Raw genomic sequence first — 25,335 nt, 5'->3', positions numbered from 1 at the left:
TCATTCCAAACGCTCATAGCGGTCAACTTTTTGTCGATTGCGCCATTGAAGCAAGTTGGACACGATAGGGTCACTACAATCATCGAGTGCCTCATTATGTCTCATGTTTTTCATCGACACTGCCATACTCGTTTACCCACCGTCAGTCACGGTGATGGTGTCTATCTTTTTGATACACAAGGTAGAGCCTATCTAGATGCATGCGGGGGGGCTGCGGTTTCTAATCTTGGCCATAACCACCCAGCGATTAAACGAGCCATCACAGAACAGCTTGAGCGTATCCCTTTCGCTCACACTGGTTTTTTTACTAACGAACCTAGCGAACAATTGGCTGATGCACTTTGCAATCTAATGCCTGCACAATTTAATCATGTGTATTTTGTGAGTGGCGGATCCGAAGCGGTGGAGTCGGCGTTAAAAATGGCACGTCAGTATTATGTCGAGATTGGAAAAACGACTAAGACTCAGTTTATCGCCCGAAAACAAAGCTATCATGGCAATACTTTAGGTGCACTAGCCGTCGGTGGAAACGAATGGCGACGAGCTCCATTCCGGCCACTGCTGACAACCAGTCATCATATCGACCCCTGTTACTCATATCGTTTGAAACATAAGGGTGAATCAGAGTTAGACTATTCACTTCGTAGCGCCAATCAGCTTGAGGAGAAAATCCTCGAACTAGGTGCAGAAAATGTCATGGCGTTTGTGGCAGAACCTGTTGTCGGTGCTACTGCTGGCGCAGTACCGGCTACAAAGGGCTACTTCAAACGAATTAGGGAGATCTGCGATCAGTATGAGGTTTTGCTTATATTAGATGAAGTGATGTGTGGTGTAGGTCGCAGCGGCAGTTTCTTTGCATTTGAACAAGAACAGATAGAGCCTGATCTGGTCTGTATTGCAAAAGGGCTGGGAGCAGGTTATCAACCTATTGGCGCCACCATCGCCAACGACCGGATTTACCAAGCGATTGAAAATGGTAGCGGTTTCTTCCAGCATGGCCACACCTTTATGGCACACCCTATGGCATGTGCATCTGCCCTGGCCACAGTCGAAGCTATTCAAAAGGAAAGACTGTTGTCATCCGTGCAATCTCACGGCGCGGAGCTAAAACAAACACTGTTGAATGAACTGGGCGACTTACCTTACGTGGGCGATATCCGAGGTAAAGGTCTTTTCCTTGGCATTGAGCTCGTCAAAGATCAAGACAGTAAGACTCCACTCGATATCGCCACAAAAGCACATGCTGCGGTAAAGTATCAAGCCATGGAAAACGGCCTAATGTGCTATCCAATGTCTGGAACCATTGACGGAAAACAAGGACATCACATTCTATTAGCCCCACCTTTCATCATCGAACCAAACCACATCGACGAGCTTGTGACTAAACTGAAAACAACATTGACGGAGGTAGCTGGAACATGGGTTTAACACCAGGTGATGCTGGTCACCTGCAAACCAGTGCGATTATAGTGGCACCGAATGGGGCGCGAAAAACCAAACGAGATCACCCTAACCTTCCAATGACTAACGAAGAAATCATCTCTGAGGTCATCGCCTGTCGCGATGCCGGGGCTGCCATGGTTCACCTTCACTGCCGGGACGAAAATGGCCAACACAGTTTGGAAATCAAATCCAATCGCCAGCTGTACGACAGAGTGAAACAGGCCGTCGGTGACAGCATTATTGTCCAGTTGACCACCGAAGCGATAGGGATTTACAGCATAGAGCAACAAATAGCACTGACTAAAGCGATCAAACCCGAAGCCGCCTCATTTGCACTCCGTGAGCTGATTCCCGATGACAACCACATTGAGTCTGGAAAAGCCTTTTTCCATTGGGTTGCGGAACACGGAATCATCAGTCAAATCATCCTCTACAATCAAGATGATATTCAACGCTTCTTCCAGCTGCGTGCTCAGGGAATCTTGCCGACCGTAGCTCAACACGCACTCGTCGTTCTTGGCCGATACCACAACGAACAGCAATCCAATCCGTGGGATTTAATGCAACTCGACTTGCATCAGTTCGTTCAACAAAACGTTCACCTCGCCGTATGTGCCTTTGGTAATCGTGAGCAGGACTGCCTCATCAGTGCAATGCTACTTGGGCTAGATATTCGTGTCGGTTTTGAGAACAATCACCTTGATCCACGAGGAAAACCAGCAATTAACAATGCGGAACAAGTGAGAAACCTCAAAAAAATTAACAAATTATTAAACATTCCGATTCATGATGCATATAGTTTCCGGAGGGTACTAACAAAGCGTTGATTGGTGCCTGTGCAAAGTAAGATAGGATCGTTACACGTAATAAAAGGAATGACTATGACATTGCTAAAAAACGTAATGACTGCCGCCTCGGTAGCTGCACTTTTAGGCACCACTTTTTACGCTTCGGCTTCTGATAGATTTATTACCATTGGTACTGGTGGTGTAACAGGCGTCTACTACCCAACTGGTGGTGCTATTTGCCGTCTAGTAAACAAAACCAAAAAAGAACATGGGATTCGTTGTTCTGTTGAATCTACAGGTGGTTCAATCTATAACATCAACACCATTCGCGCCGGTGAGTTGGACTTAGGTATCGCACAGTCTGATTGGCAGTACCATGGCTACAATGGGACGAGTAAGTTTTCCGATGCAGGTCCATTCAAAGAACTACGTGCGGTGTTCTCTGTTCACCCTGAGCCGTTCACCGTTGTAGCTCGTGCAGATTCAGGCATCAAGAGTTTTGAAGATCTTAAAGGTAAACGTGTCAACATCGGCAACCCAGGCTCCGGCCAACGCGGTACAATGGAAGTTCTAATGGACCAATATGGTTGGACGACTAAAGACTTCAAGTTAGCTTCTGAACTAAAAGCAGCTGAACAGTCTAAAGCATTGTGTGATAACAAAATTGATGCAATGGTTTACGTCGTAGGCCACCCAAGTGGCGCGATTCAGGAGGCGACCACTTCCTGTGACAGTCACATTGTTCAAGTCTCAAGCCCTCAGGTCAACAAACTCTTATCTGACGCAAGCTACTACCGCACTGCAACAGTTCCTGGAGGTATGTACAAGGGCAACCCTGACGATGTTCAAACATTTGGTGTTGGTGCTACATTTGTCTCTTCCACTGCAGTACCGGAAGATGTGGTATACAACACGGTAAAATCGGTGTTTGAAAACTTCGACGACTTCCGCAAACTGCACCCTGCGTTCGCCAACCTGAAAAAAGAAGAGATGGTCAAAGACGGTCTGTCTGCACCTCTTCACCCAGGCGCGCTTAAGTACTATAAAGAAGTGGGATTGATTAAGTAACCACGTAATAAATAACAAACCCGGCAAACGCCGGGTTTATTATTTATTCTCTTCAAGTTCGTCTCTGAGCCACTGATGAAAAAGCTGAACTTTCCTTGAAGCCAAACGGTAATTCGGCACACTCAAATAGTAGCCATAGCCACTGAGCATCGATAGACCAAGCAAATTGTTCACCTGAGCATTGTCCAACATTTCACGCGCCATAAAATCAGGCACCAAAGCCAACCCTTTCCCCCGCTTCACCGCCTCTAATGACAAGTAAAAATGTTCGTAACCGACACCATAATAGTTGAGTGGCTCCGAGCACTGATGCTCTAACTTAAACAGCTCCCACAACTGTGGTCTAGTGGTTTGAGGGATCAAAGTATGCTGTGTTAACACAGAAGTGACATCGCAACAGGACGCGGATTGTTCACCGATCAAAAGTAGCTTTTCATGACACAAGAGTTGACTGTGCTCGTAATGCTTAGACAGCGGCAAACAACGCAAGGCGATATCCGACTCGCCTGCAAGTTTAAGCTGGGCATTCTCACGAGTACGTATTTTCACCTGCAACTGTGGATACAAACGCCGAAACTCTTCGATCTTAGGCAGCAACCATAAGCTGGCAAACGAAGGCGTCACATCAATGGTCAGTAACTCTTGCTGTGTATCACTTTGAATCAGGCTAGCGGTAGCGTGTTGAATGATCTCTAGCGCTTCAATAACTTTGGGTAAGTATTGCTTTCCAGCTGTCGTCAATTCAATGCCATTCAACTGACGCTCTAACAATGGCCTACCAACCATCTGCTCCAGTATCGCTATCTGCTTACTCACTGCACCCTGAGTGACATACAGCTCTTCTGCTGCTTTTGAAAAACTCTGATGATGAGCAACCGCGACAAACGATCGCAGGGCTTTAATCGAAGGGAGTTCGCTTCCTTTAAGCATAGGTATGAACCTATTCTTTTAATTCATACATGCAGAATAAGAGGCGTAATGGGCAGTTGTAAAGACAAGTATGGAGCCAAGCTAAAACAGCCTGTCTGATGACAGGCTGTTTTATGATTATAAGCTGTTCTTGCGACTTGGCAGAAAAACCTCACCCAACATGCAACGAACACTACCACCACCGATTGATTCTATGGTCTGCACGTTGAATGGAAGAAGCTTACCATGGCTCGACAACTGAGCACGTTGTGCTGGTGAAAACGCGTCGAACGCCGATTGTGACATTGCGATCACTTTATCACCATTGACAGTTTCAAGCTCCAAGATATTGCCACAGAACTGGTTCATCTGCTCAAGGCTGATAGAGATAACCTGCTTATCTTTCGCAAGAGATTTGAGTACAAACCGACGCTCAAATTCTGGAATCACTTCATCGCAAATCACACAAAAATGTTCACCGATCGCCATCATTACATTGGTGTGATAAATAGGTTTTCCGGAGGGTAGTGCCGTCTGAAAAGACACCACACGCTCGTAACCGATTCTCTCAGCATAATCTTCCAACACTTCGCGGTCACAACGTTGTGAAAGCGCAGCATAAATGGTGCGATTAACATGATCAATCACCATTACACCTGTACTTTCTAAGTGTGCATTCTGTGTTAAGTAATCCGTCAACGAATCTTCGCTAGACACAGCTCGACCTGCTGCTTCTAGTGCTTGACGCAGAGCATCAGGGCGAACTTCCTGTTGACGATTCTCACATGCCATGGGGAAGGTGTAGAGAGCACCGTCAGCAGTGGTGCTGAACCAATTATTTGGGAATACGGCGTCTGGTGTTTCTACCGCACCAAGTGGGTAGTCAAATTCAACGACCTGAACACCAGCATGACGCAATTGTTCAACCATAGTGTTGTACTCTTGCATTGCTTGATTGCGAACCTGTTCCGTTGTTTCGCTGACTTGATGTTGAAACTCATTGTCTCGAGCGGTTTCAGCATTAAACGCAAACTCTTTTGGTGGCACCATCACCACACAGTTAGCGTTTTGCACTGTAGAAACTGACTTTTCTAGTTGTGTTTGCTGTTTGAACATTGCGATAGACTCGTTATATCTCACTCACTTACGTTGAATTGTAGACATATTGTTAAAACAAAAATAACTGAATTCACCCATTCTAACCGATAGTTACCATGCATTTTTACTGTGAATATCATTTTTCTCAGTAAATTTTATTGCCAGCAAGACTTTTAAAACCGGTTGTATGAATAATATGCAGTAACTCGTATAACAATTGATTGAATTATGGTTACATTTCAAACATTAACGAGCTACCATATGACACAAACGCTATAGCCATCTCTGGCTCTCTCCTGCGTTGTGATATTTAAGGCGAGATATGTTTAAGAAATTTGAAGGATTCACAAAACCTTTTCCCGATGAAGAACCCTCTCAACCACCGAGTGGGATCTTTGCTTTCTGTCGCTATTACACTCGTGGATTTGAGATCCCTCTGATCCTGATGTCATTAATGGCCACTGTGGTTGCGATAGTCGAAGTATCACTATTTGGTGCAATGGGCAACCTAGTTGACTGGCTATCGACCAGCAACCCGAACACCTTCTGGCAAGAAAACCAGTCACAGCTAATGTTGTATGGTGGCTTACTACTTATAGTGATGCCCATCTTGGTCGTCGCGTATTCTCTTTTGGTCCACCAGACATTGCTCGGCAACTACCCAATGTCGATTCGCTGGCTCGCGCATCGCTATCTGCTCAAACAAAGCCTGAACTTCTATCAGGACGATTTTGCAGGCCGTGTTGCAACCAAAGTGATGCAAACTTCTCTGGCCGTGCGTGAAACTGTGATGAAAACCATGGACGTTTTCGTTTATGTCTCGGTGTATTTTACCGCGATTGTCGTTCTTTTAGCGCAGGCTGACTGGCGTTTAATGATCCCAATGGTGATCTGGCTAATGTGTTATGTCTGCATTCAAATATACTTCGTTCCTAAGTTGAAGCAGGTCGCATCAGAGCAAGCCGATGCACGTTCGACCATGACAGGCCGTATCGTCGATAGCTACACCAACATTGCGACCGTTAAATTATTCTCCCACAGCAAACGGGAAACTGTGTACGCAGAAAACGGCATGCGCGGCTTTCTTGATACCGTTTATCGCCAGATGCGTTTAGTGACTGGTTTTGACGTCGCTGTCGAGATAACCAACTACCTCCTAGTCTTCACCATAGGTGCATTGTCTATTTATCTATGGATGGACAACTCGATCAGCATTGGTGCCATCGCTATTGCGATTGCTCTGGCTCTACGTATTAACGGCATGTCGATGTGGATCATGTGGGAAGTAGGGGCTCTGTTTGAAAACATGGGAACCGTTGTCGATGGTATGAAAACACTCTCCAAACCCATTGATATTCAGGATAAAGATAATGCTAAGCCTCTTAAAGTTGAGCATGGTGGGATCGAGTTTGACAATGTTAGCTTCCATTATGGCGACGAAAACAAAGGAGTGATCAGCCATCTCAACCTGAATATTAAGCCAGGGGAAAAAGTCGGTTTGGTGGGTCGCTCCGGTGCAGGTAAATCCACTTTGGTCAATCTGCTTTTGCGTTTCCATGATGTTGAAAGCGGTAACATCAAGATCGATGGTCAGGTGATTTCTGATGTCACTCAAGATTCTCTGCGCAGCAATATCGGTATGGTGACGCAAGACACATCCCTGTTACATCGTTCGATTCGCGACAACATCCTTTATGGTAACCCTGATGCCAGCGAAGAGGATCTGTTACGTGCGACCAAACAAGCCCATGCACACGAGTTCATCGAGACGCTCAATGACCCGTTTGGCAACAAAGGCTACGATGCTCAAGTAGGTGAGCGAGGCGTGAAGTTGTCTGGCGGTCAAAGACAGCGAATTGCAATCTCGCGAGTATTACTCAAAGATGCGCCATTATTGATTCTGGATGAAGCAACTTCTGCACTGGATTCAGAAGTAGAAGCCGCCATTCAAGAAAGCCTCAATGAGCTAATGAAAGGAAAAACCGTTATCGCTATTGCACACCGCTTATCCACCATCGCTGCAATGGATCGTCTAATTGTCTTGGATAAAGGCCAAATTGTTGAGCAAGGTACTCATCAGGAACTGATTCAAAACAAAGGGATTTATGCCCAGCTGTGGGCCCACCAAACGGGTGGTTTTATCGGCGACGAAGACCAACAAAAGCAAACCGCATAATCTAGGCTATTGTAAAGCATGAAAGCAGAGGCTGGTCTCTGCTTTTTTGTTTTCTATGTTCATTCTGCCGTGGCAATTGAGATATAATCGCGCCATTCACAATCAATAGTTTCCCATACAATCAATGAATAAAAGTTTACTGACCAATTTACTGGCACTGGCATTGCTGGCTGGCGGTTATCAAACCGACAACCAAATCGCGTACTACGCTGGCCTGTTCGCTTTTTCTGGCGCTATTACCAATTGGCTGGCAATTCATATGCTGTTTGAGAAAGTTCCTGGACTTTACGGCTCAGGGGTCATTCCAGCCCGATTTGAAGAGTTTAAGATTGCCATCAAAACCCTAATGATGGAGCAGTTCTTCACTGAGAAAAACATCGATCGATTCCTAAACAAAGAAATGTCAGGAAAGTCACTAAACCTTGAACCCGTACTTGAAAAAGTCGATTTCAATCCAACGTTTGATTCGCTTGTGAATGTGATTGCTAATTCTTCGTTTGGCAGCATGCTGGCCATGTTTGGTGGTGCAGAAGCCCTTCAACCATTAAAAGAGCCTTTTGTTGAGAAGATGCAGAAAGCCGTTGTTGAAATCAGTCAGAGTAACGTGGTTAAAGAAGCACTAAAAAGCCAACTTGAATCACCAGCTATGATGGAAGAAATTCAAGCGAACATTGAAAACATCATTGATCAGCGCCTCAGTGAATTAACACCAAAACTGGTCAAAGAGATCGTTCAGAAAATGATTAAAGAGCACCTAGGCTGGTTGGTCGTTTGGGGCGGTGTTTTTGGTGGCCTGATTGGGGTCGCATCATCATTCATCGCTTAGATAGCCCGATAAAAGATAATAAAACGGGAAGCTGGCGCTTCCCGTTTTATTATCTAGAGTGTCGCGATCAAATCCGCATTCACACCAAAACTGGTTTTATGCTCTTCGATGACCACTTCGCTTCGCGTCTGGATAACCCCGGGTAAAGTGCCCAGTTTGGTTGACATAAAATACTGGTACGCCTTCATATCTTTGACTCGTACTTTTATCATGGTATCAAAGTCACCAGATAACGAATAACACTCTTCGATCTCCGGCATATCTTCGACGGCTTTGGCAAACTTTTCAAAAATCGAAAAGCTGGTCTGATCAAGACGGATATGAATGAAAACTTGCACATCCAAGCCAAGTTTTTCTGGATTCAGTTCAGCGTGATAACCTTTGATATAACCCTCTTTTTCCAGTCGTTTAACGCGATCAGAACACGGAGAAGTGGTCAGGTTCACCTGTTTAGCCAGTTCGACAACAGGAAGGCGCCCTTTAAGATTTAGGGTGCGAAGGATTTCACGGTCAATTCTATCTAAGTCCATTTAACGCCCTGATTCGATGTGTTTCTTTATGCTTATCATAATCGAAACAAGGCAATGAAACCTAACAAAGCAGCCGACTTAGACGCATTTTTATCGACAATAATGGAAACTTAAGCGGCTTCAACGTTCGAGAGCTCACCCTCTTCGACTAAGTCTGCCTGAGTGTTGCACACTCGACAAAACGTCTGTTTTTCCATTTTTACATAGTGTGCGCCCTGAAAGAGGGTGGCAAAGAAGCACGCCAAACTCTTTTTCACCGAGTTATGCTCTGCTTGGCATCGCTTCATAACCACTTTGTGGTCAGTCACTTTCTCGCAGCAATGGCAATATACCTGAGGCATTTTCTATCTCCGTGATTGAAGGCATTATTGATAGTCGACATATTAGTAAGGCCTTAGTTCCAATTGCTCAAATTTTCATTTTCAATTTGTGAACCAAGTTCAATTATTAATCAATCTCATTAAAAAAGCCCCGAATATCGGGGCTTTATGTTTCGTCAATTTACCGTTTATTCTAGCTCAGTAAGCTGTTTTTCAAACTTCGCATGCTGTGCTTTCACAGATTCTTCTGGTTCACCTGTCATTAGGCTCACGCCCACAATGGCGATAGAAGAGAAGATGATTCCCGGAACGATTTCGTAAACATCGAACCAACCGCCGGTTAGCTGCTTCCATACAACGATAGTTACACCGCCAATCACGATACCAGCAAGCGCGCCGTTACGGTTCATACGAGACCAATACAAGCTAAGAATCAGTGCCGGACCGAATGCCGCACCAAAGCCTGCCCAAGCGTAAGAAACCAGACCAAGTACGGAACTGTCTGGCGTCATGGCAAGGATTAGCGCAACAATAGAAATCACCACGACTGCAATACGGCCAACCATGACAATCTCTTCAGATGTCGCGTCTTTTTTCACAAGCTGCTTGTAGAAGTCTTCTGCCAATGCTGAAGAAGAAACCAACAGTTGAGAGTCCGCTGTACTCATGATTGCAGCTAAGATCGCCGCTAGAAGCACACCAGCAACCACTGGATGGAAGATCGAGTTCACCAATAGCATGAAGATCTTCTCTCCATCATCAATGGATACACCAGAGTTGGTCACGTAAATCAGACCAACCAAACCAACCAGCATTGCACCAACCATCGACAATGCAGTCCAAACCACGGCAATGCGGCGAGCGGTAGTCAAATCTTTGTTACTACGCGCTGCTTTGAAACGCGCCAGAATGTGTGGCTGACCAAAGTAACCTAGGCCCCACGCAACCAAAGAGATGATCGCAATCGCTGACAACGGCTCACCTTTAGTATCATTCCACAATGTCAGAAGCTGAGGATTGATGTTGGTTAGGTCAGCACTGAGTTGTCCAACACCACCTTCCATAGCAGCAATAGGTACAATCATCAGAGCTGCGGCCATCAAAAGGCCTTGGACAAGGTCAGTCCAAGATACTGCTAAGAAGCCACCAAACAATGTGTAAGAAACCACACAAACGGTACCGATAATAACTGCTGTGGTGTAATCCAGTCCGAATACTGTTTCAAACAGTTTTCCGCCCGCTACCAGACCGGAGCTGGTGTAGAAAAGGAAGAATAAAAGGATAAAGAAAGCAGAGATAACCTGAATCAGTTTCGAATTATCGTTAAAACGGCGTGAAAAGAATTCGGGTAAGGTCAAAGCGTCTGTCGTAATACTATACGTACGTAGACGTTTGGCACTGATTAGCCAGTTTAGCCAAGTACCCACTAGCAAACCACCAGCTAGCCAGAAAGCCTCAATACCCGATGCATACGCATAGCCAGGCAAGCCAAGTAGCAACCAACCACTCATATCAGATGCACCTGCTGATAGCGCCGCAGGCCAAGGGCCCAATGAACGCCCACCCAAGAAGTAATCGGTGGAGTTTTTCGTTCGTTGGTATGCAATAACGCCTATTGCCAGCATCAGAATTAGATACGCAATAAACGTGGTCGTAATAGCAAAGCTATTTTCCATGTGTTTGTCCTCTTATAAAAGATCGCCTTCCATGAACGCCCTCACTTACACTGAGTGAGGGCTCTCTGAGAAAGGATTAGTGGGCTTCACTCCCAAGCTCGAGCAAGGTCGCGTTACCACCCACTGCTGTTATATTTATTGTTCTCGTCCGCTCTGTGATAAAGCGAAGCGATAGGTATGGATCGTGTGCGACCGGAATCGCTGTCACATCCGTTTCAGAAACTAGGCCAACAATTGCACCTGAACGTTTCGCTAATTGACGGTTGATTGTTTGCTCAACCTCTTGATTCCCTATATAGCCGACACTACGTACATCTGACTCCAACAATTGATGATAAGCATCAAGAGAAGCAAATTGTAATAGGTTCATAGGTAAAGAAGACTGCGTATAGGCAGCTTCCAAATTTTGAGTAAGTTGCGTGTCATCACTACATAAGATGACACTGTTACCCGCAATCAATGCAGCAGTCACCTGTGCAATCGTTGCTTGTTGTGCTGACTGTAACGACTCATCTTGAATGATCAGTGCTACACCTCGACCTGCAGTATACAGTTCGTTTGTTTCCCCAGTAGGGCCTACCAGTTGATGCGTTTCAGCAAACAATGCTGAGGCGTGTTCAATATGGTATCCCATTACAGACGCTAAGTTCGGCTGTCTAGAATGCAGAGCCTGCTTGAAAGCAAGTAAACACCCACTTTTCGAATCAAAGTTAGTTAGATTCCAGTTTTCCCACGCTGAAAAAGCATCAGAAAAACGAGTTACTTGATGAACCATAATCTTTCTCCTTGCCTACAGATTAAGAAAACGACGTTTGCGTAAAGCGGAATAGGTAGTGCGGGCCGCCAGCTTTAGGCCCCGTACCTGAAAGGCCCTGACCACCGAATGGTTGCACGCCAACAACAGCCCCCACCTGGTCACGATTGATGTAGCAGTTACCCACACGTGCATGTTTTTCAATCCAGCGATAAGTGGTTTCATTGCGGCTATGAATACCCATAGTCAAACCAAAACCAGTGCTGTTAATACGCTCAACAATTTGATGAAGTTCGTTCGCTTTAAAGCGGACAATATGCAAAATTGGACCAAACTGCTCTTCTTCAAGACAGGCAATATCGCGAATTTCAAAAGCACTTGGTGCCACGAAATCACCATGTTGATGTTCTTCACCCAAAGTCAACTCAGCCACTTTCTTTTCCGTCGCCGTCATACGCTCAATATGCTTAACTAATTTAGTTTTTGCTGTCGTATCGATAACCGGTCCCACATCCGTGGAATGCAGATAAGGAAAGCCTACGCTCAGTTCTTGCATGGCACCCTGAATTAGTGCAACGATGCGGTCGGCAATGTCTTCTTGCACATACAGTACGCGTAGAGCACTACAACGCTGGCCTGCGGAGGCAAACGCTGAACGAATAACATCACGTACAACCTGCTCAGGAAGTGCAGTACTATCAACAATCATTGCATTTTGGCCGCCCGTTTCAGCGATGAAAGGGACAGGCGCCGCATCACGAGACGCTAAGGTTTGATTAATTCGTTGCGCTGTTGCCGTTGAACCGGTAAAGGCGACACCAGCAATAGCAGGATGAGAGGTCAAGGCTGAACCAATTTCAGCACCACGACCTGGTAGCAATTGAATCGTGCCAGCAGGGAAGCCCGCTTCATTCATCAACTCGACGGCACGTGCAGCGATCAAACTGGTTTGCTCTGCCGGCTTCGCGACCACAGTGTTGCCTGCGACGAGAGCGGCTGTAATTTGACCGAGGAAAATCGCCAGTGGGAAGTTCCAAGGGCTGATACACACAAACACGCCGCGTCCTTGACGAGATATTGTACGTGCCTGTCCATCAAAACCGTCTAGGCGGATTTCACCCAAAGCGTCGACCTGCTTAGCGTAGTAGCGACAAAAGTCGACAGCTTCACGAACTTCATCAATGCTATCATGGATTGTTTTACCCGCTTCCTGATGGCACAGAGCCACAAGTTCAGCAAGGCTGGCTTCCAGTAGCTCTGCCAGTTTGTCCAGCATAGCCGCCCTTTGCGCTTTATCACTGGTCTGCCATTCGGAAAACGCCTGCTGCGCACCATCAATAGCAGCGGAAACATGATCAAGAGTTGCGAAGGCAACCTGACCCACCTCAATGCGGCGGTCATAAGGCGCTGTTACCTCTTCAATATTGATGTTTTCCTTGATCATGCTTTCGGCATAATCCTGACCATTGATCATCGGACCTGCCCGCCACTGATTCTTCAAGAAGCTTTCGACAGACTGCTCAAATGGTTTGGCTTCTGATTCAATATCCAAGTTCACACCATAAGAGTTTTGGCGCTCAGGGAAGACCTGCGGAGGCAGTGGTATCTTAGTGTTGTTCAAGGTATCGAACGCTTTTAGCATATCGACAGGGTGCTGAGTCAGCGTTTCTACCGGGCAACGAGCGTCGACTAAGCGGTGGACAAACGAACTGTTTGCACCGTTTTCAAGAAGGCGACGAACCAAATATGGCAACAGATCTTTGTGGCTGCCGACTGGCGCGTAGATACGCACAGATTGCTGATACGCTTCCATCGCGTGGTTGTACAGGGAATCACCCATACCATGCAAGCGCTGGAATTCGTAATCTTTGTGCTGAGCCATGACTGCAATAGACGTCACCGTCTGAGCGTTGTGGCTCGCAAATTGAGGGAAGATGTTGCCACGCACATTCTCAGAAAGTAGGAATCGCGCACACGCTAAGTAAGCAACATCCGTCGCCTCTTTGCGAGTGTAAACGGGATAATTATCGTAACCAGCCTGTTGAGACCATTTGATCTCACTATCCCAGTACGCGCCTTTCACTAGACGCAGAGGGATCAAATCCCCCTGCTCTTTTGCCAAGCCGTTAATCCAAACCAATACAGGCAGTGCACGCTTTGAATAGGCCTGAATCACCAAACCAAACTTGCCCCAACCTTTCACTAGGTCGCTGCGATATACTTTCTCGAATAACTTCAGCGATAGTTCAAGACGGTCGGCTTCTTCCGCGTCGATTGTGATAGCAACATCGAGCTCAACAGCTCGGCGAAGAAGTTGCATCAAAGTATCCGCTAATTCCGTCAGAACACGTTCTTCGTTGGCCACTTCGTAGCGTGGGTGCAGGGCTGACAACTTGATAGATACTGAAGGCGCAGGGCTAGTGTCTAAGCCATATTTGTCGCGGCCAACGGCTTCAATCGCCATCAGGTAATCTTTGAAGTATTTATTAGCATCTGCTGTCGTCAGTGCAGCTTCACCCAACATATCATAGGAATAGGTAAAGCCTTTATCACGCATGGTGCGACCGTTTTTCTGCGCTTCGGCAATACTGCGTCCTAGAACGAACTGGTGACCCATCACTTTCATCGCCTGATGCATCGCTTTACGGATAACAGGCTCTGACATTTTGTTAACCAGACGGTTAACCGCAGAAACAGGGCTTTGTGACTCAGCTTCTGACAAACCAACCACTTTACCCGTCAGCATCAAACCCCATGTCGACGCATTAACAAATACAGAATCTGAATTCTTTAGGTGAGATTTCCAGTCGGCAACACTCAGCTTATCTCGGATCAGCGCATCAGCCGTCGCAGAGTCAGGGATACGCATCAAAGCTTCGGCAAGACACATCAACAAAATGCCTTCTTGAGTATCTAGGCTGTATTCGAGTAGCAAGGCGTCAATCATCTGGATTGATTTCTTATCAGCACGAATCGATTCGATAAGCTGGGTGGTCTTGTCGCTAATTTGTGCTTTTTCAGCATCAGTAGGGATTGCCAGAGGCAACAGTTGTTCAAGCCATTGGGATTCGTCCACCATGTAAAGTGGCGAGATCAATGACCATAACTTATCAAGCGGCTGCTCGACAAACTCGGCATTCAACACATCAGTTGCTGTAAACATGCGTTTTCCTCAATCTCAAACCTGATAAATTCATCAGGGTTCTTACAATGGCTTGCAGTGTATTTTGAGCGCGACCGGATTACTTGTCAAAAACTCCGAGTTTTTTGCTAAAAACTCTGATTATTAACAAAACAAAAACAGAGTCACATGCATATGAGCAAAATAATATATGGTTATTCTTTTCTTATTTAACCAAATTGTTTCTTGTAGCTGGAGGGAGACATACCTTGCAGACGAGAGAATGTATGGGTGAAAGTGCTTTGCCCAGAAAAGCCTGTTAGTTCAGCGACCTGGCCCAATGAGAGGTGGCCTTTTTCAATCAAGGATTTCGCCATGTCAATGCGCTTACCCAACACATATTGGTGAGGTGTGATGCCCATTTGTTCTTTAAATAAATTATGAAACTGACTCTCTCCAAGAAACACACTACCAGCCAATTGAGCAACAGATATCTTCTGACTCAAATGCTGTTCTATATAGCGGTCAATCGCCTCCAGATCGAAACGAGACGCTTTGTAAGGGGTGACAAATGTCGACATATGTCGCTGCAGAAGAGCAATCACCGTGTCATTGCACGCACGACTAAGAAGCAAGTCTTCTGGGCTAGAGTACATTTCCGCGACTAGCATCTGTATCAGTTTCTGGATTTGAACATCAAGCTGAAAGTAGGTATCGCGCTGATTGATTTCATTTAGCTTTTGTAGCATCAAAGGATCCCCCTCTGATGGAGCCGGCATATTCAATACCAGAATGTCAGACTGGCCCACAACGCCACCAAAAGCATGACCTGAGCCAGACGTCACAACGCAACCCTGACCAGGCCCGACCAAGTTACCAAAACCGCTAACCTCAAATTCTGCTTGCCCTTTCAGGCCAATGACGATCTGGGTATAACTATGGTCATGACAGTCCATATAAGATGGTAATGTCACCAGCTCAGCAGGCTTGGGTGACAAAAGTTTGGCATCATCGCCCATAATAGGGGGGAGCTTAAATGAACTCATAGTACGATTCTGTGATCTCAAGTGGTACTGGCTTCGCATGTTATACCAAAATCTTCCCAATCCGAAATTTATCCTGATATATGCAATTGGGCACAGCATCACATTATTGAATGTTCATAAAACCAAACCATAGTGGTTAAAAAATGTGCTTAATTTAGTTTCGGAAGAATGATCAAGTGCACATAAATTACGGTTTATGTCACTTCTAGCAACATTTCTTTTTGCAGATGTTCAATCTTCACTTGCATATTTCCCCAATCAACTCAAAATGATAGGTAGCATCCAAGTTTTATATACATTCAATTTAGATTCGTCTGCCCAAAAGTTGACTAATCTGTTAAAAAGAAAGATGCAGGGATAAAAGAAAACTTGGGAAAGGCAGGGATACATGGACTGTCAAAAGTTTGTCTTTTTTTGGTTTTACGTTGGTAATATGAAACGTTAATTGTTGCAGGGAAATATGATAACACGTCGCATCCCAGCGCTTTTAATTGCGCTAAGCCCTTTATGGGTATCGACTTCGGTTTTTGCGGAAACGGCTGACTCTGCCGATCCTGTCGCAGCTATCGATGCTAAGTTAGAAAACAAACAAAGTGAACTACAAGCGTTAAGCACTGAGTTCGAAGGTGAATCCGATCGTTTACAACAGCTTAGGGCTGAACTGACTAAATACCAGCGTGAAGAGCAAGAGCTCAACGCGAAACGCAACCGCGCTAAGTCTGCACTGGACAAACAATATAATCGCCTGTTAGACGACCCAGATGTTGATCTACTTTCTTTCCAGCAAGAATACCAACAAGCTTGGTCTTCGGTGAAAGAAAATCAAACACAAATTCTTGAGCAAGAGCAAACCATTACAGAACAGGAAATGCGTTTGTCACAAATCAAACAGAAACGCTCTCGTATTAACTCCGAGTTGTCTTATCTCAAAGAACAGAAAGTAGAAGCGCGCGTTAAACGACTCGACGCGGAACTGCGCGAAAGTGATGTTCTCAACACTGCGTTTAAAACTACGTGTTCTGCAACCATGACGCTAGGTGAGTGTACCAATCAGGGTAAATACCTAACAAAGCAACGTGCGGTGAATACCTTCAAAGCTAAACTGCTTGACGGTCTGACGGAAGCAACTCTTGCTAAGCAAAATCTAAAGGGCGTTCAGCTCAATGTGTTTGTTCAGGAAAGCCAAATTATTCGTTCGGGTTTCGAAGGCAACAACAGTTACTTTACTGAAATGCAAGCACAATTGCAGGCTCGTCCAGAAGCTTCAGCCGCTTGTAAATTACTGAATGTCTCGTCGCGTTACTGTCTAAATGGTGCACAAGTGACCAAAAAAGACCAAAGCAGCAGTAACAAAGAGAAAAGCTGGGCAAACATTACCGTTCGCTCCGACCAGTATGAAGATCGCGTCACTATTAATGGCGTAAACTACGGAAGCACGCCTGTCGAAGTTGTCCTTCCTAGAGGCAAACATCAGTTCACAGTCTCTAAAGATGGTTATCAAACATACAACCGCACTATAGCCGTTAATGGCAATGACACAGTATGGGTCAAGTTACGTCCTGATTCAGATATTTAACACACTTCTCTTTTCAGAAAGAGGGGGATTGCACAAAATTGACCAAAAACGCCATTTTGTCGTAAGTTATCGCTTTATAACTTAAGAAAAAATGGCGCTTTCGTTTAGAATAAGCCCATTATATAGAAAAGAATTGTAGAAATAGATAATGCGAACTGGTTTACCAACGCTCCTTCTTGCTTTGTCACCTTGCTTCATCTCAGCCAGTGTTTTGGCTCAGGAGGCTCGCGATCCTATTGTTGTTCTCGATCAACAGTTGTTTGACAAACATGAAGAGCTGAAAGCGGCAACACGAGCTCGGGATGAGCAAAATGCGAAATTTGAAGAGCAACAGCAGGTTGTCGCTCAGTTAACCAAGCTCGCCAAATCTCTGGACGAAACGCTAAATGAGGCCAAGACGAGCCTAGAAAACGATTACTCCAGAATGATTGAAGATCCGAATATTGATCTGGCTGCAACACAGAAAAAGTACCAAGACGCTTGGTCAAAAGTGAAACAGAATCAAAGCCAACGTCTATCTGGAGAACAAGAACTTCAAGAACTACAGCATCAATTGGATCTCGCCAATAGCGAAGTTGAAGCCATTGAGCAAAGCATTGACGCTCTGGACCAGAACAAACTTCGTGCCCGCGCTGAACGCCTTCAGGAAGAACTCCAACAAGCGCACTCATTGTCCGTCAGCTTTACTAACCGCTGCCAAGCAGACATGACTATCGCTCAGTGTGACCGTCAGACACGTGACCTTGCTCTGCAAAAAGCCGTTAAACAATTTCAGTCAGAGCTGGTTGCAACGACCAGTGAACCACAAGTGGTTAAGTTAAATGCCAACAAGGTTCCTTTCAATATCCATGTACTCCGCTCTAGAGCCAAAGAATCTGGCTTTTATGATGGTGTTCGCTATCGAAGCCTGATGGATGTTGAAATGCAAGCTCGTCCGACACAAAGTGCTGCCTGTACGTTGCTCGGCATCGACAAGCAATATTGCTTTGAGCCAGAGACGTTAAATGACAAAGACACATTGGTAAGCAATAAAGAAGTCGCTTGGGTCACCTTAACGATTCGTTCAAACCTTTTTGATGATAAAGTCGCGATCAATGGCGTGAACTACGGCAGCACGCCTGTAGAAGTGATGCTTCCTGTAGGCCCACATATGATCACGGTCGAAAAAGAGGGTTATCGCTCCTTCCACCGTGAATTGACCGTACGACGTGATCAAAACCTTCGTGCCGAATTGGTTCAAAAAGCCAACCCTCTACGCGAAGGGGATAAGTTTGCAGACTCGCTAGGCTCAGGTCTTCAAGGCCCTGAGCTCTCTACCATTCTTTCAGGTCAGTACATTCTAGGTGAACACGGTTCCAAACAGCTACAGCTGAAACACCCTTTTGGCTTCGGTACAACACCCGTGACGGTTGGGCAATTCAAGACTTTTATTGATGCAACTAACTACCAAACGGATGCTGAGTTAAAGAACACCTGTACCGCCATTGTTAAAGGCGAAGTGACACCCATTGCCAAAGGTTACTGGCGAAATCCTGGATTTAAACAGGCGTCAAACTCACCCGTTGTTTGTGTCAGTCGAAATGATGCCCAAGCCTATGCTAACTGGTTGAGCAGCAAAACGAAGCACAGGTACAGACTACCCAGTGAAGATGAGTGGGAAATTGCCGCCCGAGCGGGTGCTGAAACTCACTATTGGTGGGGAGACCAGTTTATTCCAAACCAAGCCAACACGGGCTGGGGAGGCACGTCTTGGTCAAACAAAAGCACTTCACCAGTCAACGCTTTCAAACCTAATCGCTTAGGTATTTATGATACTGTAGGCAATATATGGCAATGGACAAGTGATAGCCGTGGGCTACTCAAAGGTGGTGCATGGAACTTCTCTCCAGACATGGCAGCGGCGCATCAACAGCTTTCCTTATCAAGCTCGTCAGCGGCCAACTATGTTGGTTTCCGTGTGGTACGTGATATCAACTAAGATAACATACCTGTTGCTTTAAGGGGGGGGATTTCCCCCCTTTTTCATGTGTTAAATTTAGATAGAATTTACTCCGAGCTCATCTGACACTGAGCTCAGTATCTATTGATACATCTATACTCAGCGCCTTGTACTGAGTTCATAGAACCTCTTATACACGTCGACAAGAATCATTCTTGTGTTTGCCAGCTCTCTTATCGATTGCTGGCATCTTTTTATCTTCGACAATACTTTAATTTATCTAAAAACTCTTTTATCTAAACACTTTACCTTCAGTTCTTGATGGATTGAGACAGTATTCACCTGGTATCATAACAAGATGACGATACACGGCAGAAACCTCCTTGGAACCGCACTTAATCTCTCTTTTTAATCAACTGCCTGGCTACTGGGGTTGCAAAGACATTAACTCAGTTTTTGCTTATGCCAATCACTCTTATGCCAAGCTGATTGGTTTTGAGTCACCAGAAGACTGTATTGGCCTTACAGACCATCAAATGCCAAGCCCAACCACGAAGTGTGCAAATGACTTTCAGCAACAAGACCGCTTTGTTGTTGATACCAAACAACCCATCAAAGTGCTCGACATACATCCTTATCCAGATGGCTGTTGGCGGACACATATCTTTAGTAAATTGCCATGGTTAGATGCACGAGGCAATGTGCAAGGGACGATATTCTTTGGACAAGAACTGACAGATACGGCGATTCTAGAAGTGGGCCACTGGATCTGCCGAGCAACCGGGTTACACCACAAAGAGTCGATATCTCTCAATCAGTTATCACCACAGAACTCTCATGTAAAACTGACGACACGTGAATCTGAAGTGTTGTTCTTGTTGCTGTATGGTAAGAAGCCCAACTACATCGCAGACGTCATGAGCATCTCAACCAAGACTCTGGAAAACTACGTTTTACACCTGAGAGAAAAATTTGGCGCCCATAGTAAAGCTCAGTTGATTGATATAGCGCTGGATAGAGGTTTTGGCTCCCACATACCACAAACCCTACTACGCACTCAACTTTCAGTGGTACTGAATAATGAATACGCCGCGTAAAGCGGCGTATTGTTGATATTGGTAAAGGAATCTTAAGGAGCGAGTCGGTCGATATGCCATTCATTCTCGGCCTTTGAGAACAAGAATCTGTCATGGAGACGGTGATCACCACCTTGCCAAAATTCAATACTTTCAGGCTTAATGCGAAACCCTCCCCAAAAAGAAGGAACAGGGATCTCACCTTGTGCAAACTTCTGTTTTAGCTCCAAAAACTTACCTTCGAGTACTCCTCGAGTCGAAATTCGACTACTTTGTTTACTCGCAATTGCAGCGAGTTGACTCTCTTTTGGTCGTGAAGAGAAGTACTTAATGTTCTCTGTAATACTCAGTTTTTCAGCGACGCCCGTAATGTGAACCTGACGCTCGAGTGGATGCCATGGAAAATGTAAGCTGACTCGCGAATTACCTTCAATTTGCTGCGCTTTGCGACTACCTAGGTTGGTATAGAATACAAAACCCTGCGCATCGACATGCTTGAGCAACACAATTCGCTGGAAAGGCTGACCATGCTCGTCGACCGTCGCCACTGTCATTGCCGTCGGATCAGTGAGCTTAGCGTCAATCGCTTGTTTTAACCACAAATCAAACTGCTCTACTGGGTTGGCTTTAAGGTCTTTTCTGCGTAACCCACCCTTGCTGTACTCACGGCGGATATCTTCGAGTTCCATCTTCTCTCCTGCGAAATTTTTTTGCTGATTGTGCGCTCATATATACATGAACACAACCCTATGTGCCATCTTGTCGTAGGCATTTTAGGCATATGGAATACTATCTATTGGTAAATGACCAGTTATTGAGAAAAATCATCATGTATACTTAGCACAACTGATTGATTGTTTTCTATTATTTAAGTACTTGATACAGAGTATCGTTCTAAAACTGCACCTTAACATTTAATAGATTGGATAATAGAATCCAATATATACCCAGTAATAACAAGGAATCTCAATGAGTCAGAGCAATTACAACAAGCTCTCAGATAACGAACTTGATTATGTAGATGACAAAACGGCAGCGCTTTTACTCAATACACCGAATAGCGCTCGCATCATGCTCTGGGTGATGGTTTTATTCTTTGTCCTTGCTGGCATATGGGCTTCTTGGGCTCAAATCGATAAAGTAACCGTTGGGCAAGGAAAGGTTGTGCCCTCTTCTCAAATACAGGTTGTCCAAAACCTTGAAGGTGGGCTGGTCAAAGAGATTCTTGTCCGTGAAGGTCAAGTCGTTCAAAAAGGCCAGCAGTTACTGTTAATCGATGACACTCGCTTCCGTTCAGACTTTCGTGAGCGAGAACAACAAGTCGCCAACCTAACTGCGAGTGTATTGCAACTGTCAGCGTCAATTACGAGTGTCACTATCAATGAAGATTTCAGCGAGAAATCTTGGCAGCAAAGTGTCCAACTTGATTTCAGCAAACTTGCTTTTCCTCCACAACTTGAAGAAACGCAACCAACATTAGTTCAGCGTCAACGTGCCGAGTACAGTCAGGATTTAAACAATCTCCGAAATCAGATTTCATTGATCGATCAACAGGTAAAACAAAAACAGCAAGATTTGGTTGAGATTCAAGCTCGCGTAAAAAATTTACGTGAAAGCTACAACTTTGCTCGCAAAGAGCTGGAGATCACTCAACCACTGGCGGATGAAGGGGTGGTGCCACGGATAGAGCTACTCAAGCTCCAGCGCCAAGTGAACGATACCCGCCGCGAAATGACCTCCAGTGAACTCAAAGTCCCTGTCCTCCAATCTGCGATTAAAGAATCCATGCTAAGCCGCATTGACGCTGCGCAAAAGTTCCGTTCAGAGCAACAAGAGAAACTCAATGAGGCTCAAGATAAGCTGTCATCGTTGACCGAATCGACCGTAGGCCTAGAAGACAGAGTCAATCGAACCATTGTCATGTCACCCGTGACAGGCACCGTCAAAACGCTCAATGTCAATACAGTTGGCGGAGTGATACAGCCAGGCATGGACATTGTCGAAATCGTACCAAGCGAAGATACACTTCTGGTTGAAGCTAAGATAGCCCCTCAAGACATCGCCTTTCTTCGTCCAGAACTACATGCCATCGTCAAGTTTAGTGCCTACGACTTTACTAAATATGGCGGCTTAGAAGGTACTCTGGAACATATCAGCGCAGATACTACCACCGACGAAGAAGGAAACAGCTTCTATTTGGTAAGGGTTCGAACCAAAGAAACGAGCCTGAATAACGATACTTCTTTGCCTATCATTCCAGGTATGACAGCTTCGGTAGACATCATCACAGGCAAAAGAACCGTTATGGAATACTTACTCAAGCCGATTCTGGGCGCAAAAGACAACGCACTGAAGGAATAACAATGCAAACAGTGGTAACTGCATGTAAGGTCAGAGTTAGCTAAGATGAAGTACTGGCTAGCGGCTCTGTTTATCATTTTGGCTTCTACAGCCTCACAGGCGCTTAATACTCAAGAGCAGCGTTGGATTGAGGCTGTACGCAATACTTACGGAGATAGAGCAGGGAAACGAGTCGAAACCTGGCGCCGAGAAATGGAACAATTTAAAGGCCTTTCAGAAAGACAAAAACTGACGGAAGTGAACCATTTTTTTAACCAACTGAATTTCGTTAATGATGACCGTTTATGGGGTAAGAAAGACTACTGGGCAACACCACTAGAGTTCCTTGGTAGCAATGCGGGTGATTGTGAGGATTTTACTATCGCCAAGTATTTTTCTCTTCTCGAATTAGGTGTCTCAGATCAAAAACTCCGCTTGGTGTACGTTAAAGCAATCACACTTAACCAGTTTCACATGGTGCTTGCGTACTATTCCAAACCTAGTGCGGAGCCAATTCTGCTGGACAACATCGACCCGGAGATCAAAAAAGCGTCTAAACGTAGAGATTTATTACCGATTTACAGCTTCAATGGTAAAAACCTGTGGCTGATGAAATCAAAACAAGGACAACTGGCAGGAAAGTCATCCCGACTAAGCTTATGGAATGACCTTCGTGCCCGAGAAAAATCACTCAAACTGAATAAACCAATAGTCAATTACGATGAGTAGGCAATATGACTTTATATAAACAGCTTGTCGCGGGAATGATTGCTGTATTTTTGATGCTGATGGCCTCAGTCTTCATCATTGAATTTAACACCACGCGCAATAACTTAGTGCAACAGCAGCGCTCAGAAGTAAATAACACCATCAATACCGTTGGCTTGGCGCTGGCTCCTTATTTAGAGAACAAAGATCAAGTGGCAGTAGAGTCTGTTATTAATGCTCTTTTTGACGGCAGCAGCTACTCAATCGTTCGACTGATATTCCTAGACAACGGCGAAGAAGTCCTGCGCTCTTACCCCGTCAAACCTCTCGATGTTCCTGAGTGGTTCACCAGGCTACATTTGTTTGAGAAGATTCATGAACGTCGCGTGGTGACGAGCGGATGGATGCAACTGGCGGAAGTGGAAATCGTTAGTCATACTGGGGATGCCTACACCCAGTTATGGAACGCATTCGAGCGCCTAGTCATCGCTTTCAGCCTAATCTTCACTATCGGCCTTCTCGCCATCGCCTTCATTCTCAAACGAGCACTGCACCCACTTCAACTCATCGTGGAGAAAATGGAGCAAGTCGCACAAAATAATTTTGGAGAACCGCTTCCAAGGCCAGCAACAAAAGATTTAATCTACGTTGTCGACGGTATTAATAACATGTCAGCTCAAGTCGAGCTGTCGTTTAAAGCTCAAGCAAAAGAGGCTCAACAACTGCGTGAACGTGCCTACATTGATCCCGTCTCTGCTCTGGGCAACCGTGCATACTACATGAGCCAACTTAACTCATGGCTTGGCGAAGGCGGCTTTGGTGGCGTCGCTATTTTAGAAGCCAGCTTTATTCATGAGCTATACGAAGAGAAAGGCTATGAGGCTGGTGATGGCATGGTTCGCGAACTCGCAGACCATCTAAAAGTTTCTTTGACGTCACCAGATGTGACTCTAGCTCGAATCTCTTCTGCGGAATTTGGCATTATTTTGCCCAATGTGGACGAAACCGACCTTAAACTCATGTCCGAAAGCATTGTCACCTATGTTCAGGATATCAACGCCGATCCAACAGGCATGGCCACCTCCAACCTATCACTCGGTGTTGTCTACAGTGAAACGACTAAAAACCCATCTGAAATTTTGACCATGTTGGACAACGCACTGGCAATCTCCAAATCGGACCCAGAAATAACTTATGGCTATGTCACAGGTGACAACTCTGAAAACTTGATGGGTAAACAGCAATGGAAAACCTTGGTTGAAGAAGCGATCAGTAACGATTGGTTCCAGTTCCGATTCCAGGCTGCTAATGACGGAGAAGGCAAGACTTATCATCGAGAGGTCTTTTCTGCAATTGAAAAGAATGGTGAACGCTTCAGTGCTAACCAATACCTGTTCGCCTTAGAACAACTCAATGCTAGCCACCTGTTTGATGAGTACGTTACCAAATCTATTATCAATCGCCTTGAGAAAGACGAATTTTCTGAGCCTGTAGCCATCAACATCTCGCAAAGCAGTATCGCTCAACCCAGCTTTATTCGCTGGATCACACAAATGCTCAACCGCCACAAATCCGTGGCCAGTCTGCTGCATTTTGAAATACCAGAAAGTTGCTTCGTCAACACACCACACCATACCGCTTTATTCTGTAATGCAGTCCGTGGGGCAGGGGCTGACTTCGGGGTAGATAACTATGGACGTAACTTCCAGTCACTCGACTACATCAACGAGTTCCGTCCAGCGTACGTTAAACTGGATTATCTGTACACACACCATCTGGATGATGAAAAACAGAAGTTTACTCTAACATCCATCTCACGTACGGCGCATAACCTAGGTATTAAAACGATTGCGTCCCGAGTTGAGACACAAACCCAATTGGATTTCTTGTCTGAACACTTTATTGATGTCTTCCAAGGCTTCATTGTAGATAAGTAAAAGG

20 protein-coding genes are annotated in these 25,335 nt (G+C 45.3%); 11 read left to right on the top strand and 9 right to left on the bottom strand.

Annotated features, from left to right (window positions below):
- Positions 1 to 96 precede the first annotated feature (96 nt).
- From TW84_RS12020 to TW84_RS12010, 3 genes are read left to right on the top strand one after another with little or no spacing between them, the layout of a single operon-like run.
- Complete coding sequence (locus tag TW84_RS12020) at positions 97 to 1,428, top strand: aspartate aminotransferase family protein (RefSeq protein WP_045975956.1); 1,332 nt, start codon at positions 97 to 99, stop codon at positions 1,426 to 1,428.
- A complete protein-coding gene (locus TW84_RS12015) occupies positions 1,419 to 2,270 on the top strand; it encodes a beta-keto acid cleavage family enzyme (protein ID WP_045975876.1) in 852 nt (283 codons plus the stop codon). Before TW84_RS12020 ends, TW84_RS12015 begins: the two co-directional genes overlap by 10 nt.
- Positions 2,271 to 2,324: 54 nt before the next feature.
- Positions 2,325 to 3,299 (top strand): TAXI family TRAP transporter solute-binding subunit, encoded by a 975-nt coding sequence (locus TW84_RS12010; protein WP_045975875.1) that lies wholly within the window; start codon positions 2,325 to 2,327, stop codon positions 3,297 to 3,299.
- Between the two features lie 39 nt (positions 3,300 to 3,338).
- Here the strand turns inward: TW84_RS12010 and TW84_RS12005 are convergent, their stop codons facing one another.
- Positions 3,339 to 4,229, bottom strand: coding sequence for a LysR family transcriptional regulator (locus TW84_RS12005; protein WP_045975874.1), 891 nt, complete (start codon positions 4,227 to 4,229; stop codon positions 3,339 to 3,341).
- Between the two features lie 117 nt (positions 4,230 to 4,346).
- Positions 4,347 to 5,324 (bottom strand): arginine deiminase-related protein, encoded by a 978-nt coding sequence (locus TW84_RS12000; RefSeq protein WP_045975873.1) that lies wholly within the window; start codon positions 5,322 to 5,324, stop codon positions 4,347 to 4,349.
- A 304-nt stretch (positions 5,325 to 5,628) separates the two neighbouring features.
- On the opposite strand from TW84_RS12000, the gene TW84_RS11995 reads away from it, so the two are divergent.
- Positions 5,629 to 7,482 (top strand): ABC transporter ATP-binding protein, encoded by a 1,854-nt coding sequence (locus TW84_RS11995; RefSeq protein WP_045975872.1) that lies wholly within the window; start codon positions 5,629 to 5,631, stop codon positions 7,480 to 7,482.
- Positions 7,483 to 7,606: 124 nt separating this feature from the next.
- Entirely contained in the window at positions 7,607 to 8,308 is a 702-nt protein-coding gene (locus TW84_RS11990; protein WP_045975871.1) for a DUF445 domain-containing protein, read from the top strand.
- 53 nt (positions 8,309 to 8,361) lie between these two features.
- Here the strand turns inward: TW84_RS11990 and TW84_RS11985 are convergent, their stop codons facing one another.
- The 6 genes from TW84_RS11985 to TW84_RS11960 form a co-directional block, all read right to left on the bottom strand.
- Entirely contained in the window at positions 8,362 to 8,838 is a 477-nt protein-coding gene (locus TW84_RS11985) for an Lrp/AsnC family transcriptional regulator (RefSeq protein ID WP_045975870.1), read from the bottom strand.
- A 110-nt stretch (positions 8,839 to 8,948) separates the two neighbouring features.
- Entirely contained in the window at positions 8,949 to 9,179 is a 231-nt protein-coding gene (locus TW84_RS11980) for a hypothetical protein (protein ID WP_045975869.1), read from the bottom strand.
- A 167-nt stretch (positions 9,180 to 9,346) separates the two neighbouring features.
- A complete protein-coding gene (gene putP / locus TW84_RS11975) occupies positions 9,347 to 10,834 on the bottom strand; it encodes a sodium/proline symporter PutP (RefSeq protein WP_045975868.1) in 1,488 nt (495 codons plus the stop codon).
- Positions 10,835 to 10,910: 76 nt separating this feature from the next.
- Positions 10,911 to 11,609 (bottom strand): 1-pyrroline-5-carboxylate dehydrogenase, encoded by a 699-nt coding sequence (locus TW84_RS11970; protein ID WP_045975867.1) that lies wholly within the window; start codon positions 11,607 to 11,609, stop codon positions 10,911 to 10,913.
- Positions 11,610 to 11,631: 22 nt separating this feature from the next.
- A complete protein-coding gene (gene putA / locus TW84_RS11965) occupies positions 11,632 to 14,751 on the bottom strand; it encodes a bifunctional proline dehydrogenase/L-glutamate gamma-semialdehyde dehydrogenase PutA (protein ID WP_045975866.1) in 3,120 nt (1,039 codons plus the stop codon).
- Between the two features lie 188 nt (positions 14,752 to 14,939).
- Positions 14,940 to 15,755, bottom strand: coding sequence for an AraC family transcriptional regulator (locus TW84_RS11960; RefSeq protein ID WP_045975865.1), 816 nt, complete (start codon positions 15,753 to 15,755; stop codon positions 14,940 to 14,942).
- Between the two features lie 460 nt (positions 15,756 to 16,215).
- On the opposite strand from TW84_RS11960, the gene TW84_RS11955 reads away from it, so the two are divergent.
- The 3 genes from TW84_RS11955 (at position 16,216) to TW84_RS11945 (ending at position 20,367) form a co-directional block, all read left to right on the top strand.
- A complete protein-coding gene (locus TW84_RS11955; protein WP_045975864.1) occupies positions 16,216 to 17,331 on the top strand; it encodes a PEGA domain-containing protein in 1,116 nt (371 codons plus the stop codon).
- Positions 17,332 to 17,479: 148 nt separating this feature from the next.
- Positions 17,480 to 19,309 (top strand): SUMF1/EgtB/PvdO family nonheme iron enzyme, encoded by a 1,830-nt coding sequence (locus TW84_RS11950; RefSeq protein WP_045975863.1) that lies wholly within the window; start codon positions 17,480 to 17,482, stop codon positions 19,307 to 19,309.
- 344 nt (positions 19,310 to 19,653) lie between these two features.
- Positions 19,654 to 20,367 (top strand): helix-turn-helix transcriptional regulator, encoded by a 714-nt coding sequence (locus TW84_RS11945; protein WP_045975862.1) that lies wholly within the window; start codon positions 19,654 to 19,656, stop codon positions 20,365 to 20,367.
- A gap of 32 nt (positions 20,368 to 20,399) precedes the next feature.
- Here the strand turns inward: TW84_RS11945 and pdxH are convergent, their stop codons facing one another.
- On the bottom strand, positions 20,400 to 21,035 hold the full coding sequence (gene pdxH / locus TW84_RS11940) for a pyridoxamine 5'-phosphate oxidase (RefSeq protein WP_045975861.1): 636 nt from the start codon (positions 21,033 to 21,035) through the stop codon (positions 20,400 to 20,402).
- Between the two features lie 280 nt (positions 21,036 to 21,315).
- Between pdxH and TW84_RS11935 the strand changes: the two genes are divergently transcribed.
- Genes TW84_RS11935 through TW84_RS11925 form a run of 3 tightly spaced genes read left to right on the top strand, consistent with a single transcriptional unit; the run spans position 21,316 to position 25,331 of the window.
- Complete coding sequence (locus TW84_RS11935; protein WP_045975860.1) at positions 21,316 to 22,707, top strand: HlyD family type I secretion periplasmic adaptor subunit; 1,392 nt, start codon at positions 21,316 to 21,318, stop codon at positions 22,705 to 22,707.
- A gap of 45 nt (positions 22,708 to 22,752) precedes the next feature.
- The gene (locus TW84_RS11930; protein WP_045975859.1) at positions 22,753 to 23,415 is read left to right on the top strand and encodes a transglutaminase-like cysteine peptidase; all 663 of its coding nucleotides are present in this window, start codon (positions 22,753 to 22,755) and stop codon (positions 23,413 to 23,415) included.
- A 5-nt stretch (positions 23,416 to 23,420) separates the two neighbouring features.
- A complete protein-coding gene (locus tag TW84_RS11925) occupies positions 23,421 to 25,331 on the top strand; it encodes a bifunctional diguanylate cyclase/phosphodiesterase (protein ID WP_045975858.1) in 1,911 nt (636 codons plus the stop codon).
- The last annotated feature ends 4 nt before the right edge of the window (positions 25,332 to 25,335 follow it).

Source organism: Vibrio neptunius, from assembly GCF_000967495.1.
GTDB lineage: Bacteria > Pseudomonadota > Gammaproteobacteria > Enterobacterales > Vibrionaceae > Vibrio > Vibrio neptunius.
The sequence above is the reverse complement of the archived record's forward strand: the minus strand, read 5'-3'. Positions and strand labels throughout refer to the sequence as shown.

What these genes read in the sequence shown, in the direction of transcription:
- TW84_RS12020 (WP_045975956.1), top strand. Translation starts at nt 97, where the DNA reads ATGTCTCATGTTTTTCATCGACACTGCCATACTCGTTTACCCACCGTC.
- TW84_RS12015 (WP_045975876.1), top strand. Translation starts at nt 1,419, where the DNA reads ATGGGTTTAACACCAGGTGATGCTGGTCACCTGCAAACCAGTGCGATT.
- TW84_RS12010 (WP_045975875.1), top strand. Translation starts at nt 2,325, where the DNA reads ATGACATTGCTAAAAAACGTAATGACTGCCGCCTCGGTAGCTGCACTT.
- TW84_RS12005 (WP_045975874.1), bottom strand. Translation starts at nt 4,229, where the DNA reads ATGCTTAAAGGAAGCGAACTCCCTTCGATTAAAGCCCTGCGATCGTTT.
- TW84_RS12000 (WP_045975873.1), bottom strand. Translation starts at nt 5,324, where the DNA reads ATGTTCAAACAGCAAACACAACTAGAAAAGTCAGTTTCTACAGTGCAA.
- TW84_RS11995 (WP_045975872.1), top strand. Translation starts at nt 5,629, where the DNA reads ATGTTTAAGAAATTTGAAGGATTCACAAAACCTTTTCCCGATGAAGAA.
- TW84_RS11990 (WP_045975871.1), top strand. Translation starts at nt 7,607, where the DNA reads ATGAATAAAAGTTTACTGACCAATTTACTGGCACTGGCATTGCTGGCT.
- TW84_RS11985 (WP_045975870.1), bottom strand. Translation starts at nt 8,838, where the DNA reads ATGGACTTAGATAGAATTGACCGTGAAATCCTTCGCACCCTAAATCTT.
- TW84_RS11980 (WP_045975869.1), bottom strand. Translation starts at nt 9,179, where the DNA reads ATGCCTCAGGTATATTGCCATTGCTGCGAGAAAGTGACTGACCACAAA.
- putP (WP_045975868.1), bottom strand. Translation starts at nt 10,834, where the DNA reads ATGGAAAATAGCTTTGCTATTACGACCACGTTTATTGCGTATCTAATT.
- TW84_RS11970 (WP_045975867.1), bottom strand. Translation starts at nt 11,609, where the DNA reads ATGGTTCATCAAGTAACTCGTTTTTCTGATGCTTTTTCAGCGTGGGAA.
- putA (WP_045975866.1), bottom strand. Translation starts at nt 14,751, where the DNA reads ATGTTTACAGCAACTGATGTGTTGAATGCCGAGTTTGTCGAGCAGCCG.
- TW84_RS11960 (WP_045975865.1), bottom strand. Translation starts at nt 15,755, where the DNA reads ATGAGTTCATTTAAGCTCCCCCCTATTATGGGCGATGATGCCAAACTT.
- TW84_RS11955 (WP_045975864.1), top strand. Translation starts at nt 16,216, where the DNA reads ATGATAACACGTCGCATCCCAGCGCTTTTAATTGCGCTAAGCCCTTTA.
- TW84_RS11950 (WP_045975863.1), top strand. Translation starts at nt 17,480, where the DNA reads ATGCGAACTGGTTTACCAACGCTCCTTCTTGCTTTGTCACCTTGCTTC.
- pdxH (WP_045975861.1), bottom strand. Translation starts at nt 21,035, where the DNA reads ATGGAACTCGAAGATATCCGCCGTGAGTACAGCAAGGGTGGGTTACGC.
- TW84_RS11935 (WP_045975860.1), top strand. Translation starts at nt 21,316, where the DNA reads ATGAGTCAGAGCAATTACAACAAGCTCTCAGATAACGAACTTGATTAT.
- TW84_RS11930 (WP_045975859.1), top strand. Translation starts at nt 22,753, where the DNA reads ATGAAGTACTGGCTAGCGGCTCTGTTTATCATTTTGGCTTCTACAGCC.
- TW84_RS11925 (WP_045975858.1), top strand. Translation starts at nt 23,421, where the DNA reads ATGACTTTATATAAACAGCTTGTCGCGGGAATGATTGCTGTATTTTTG.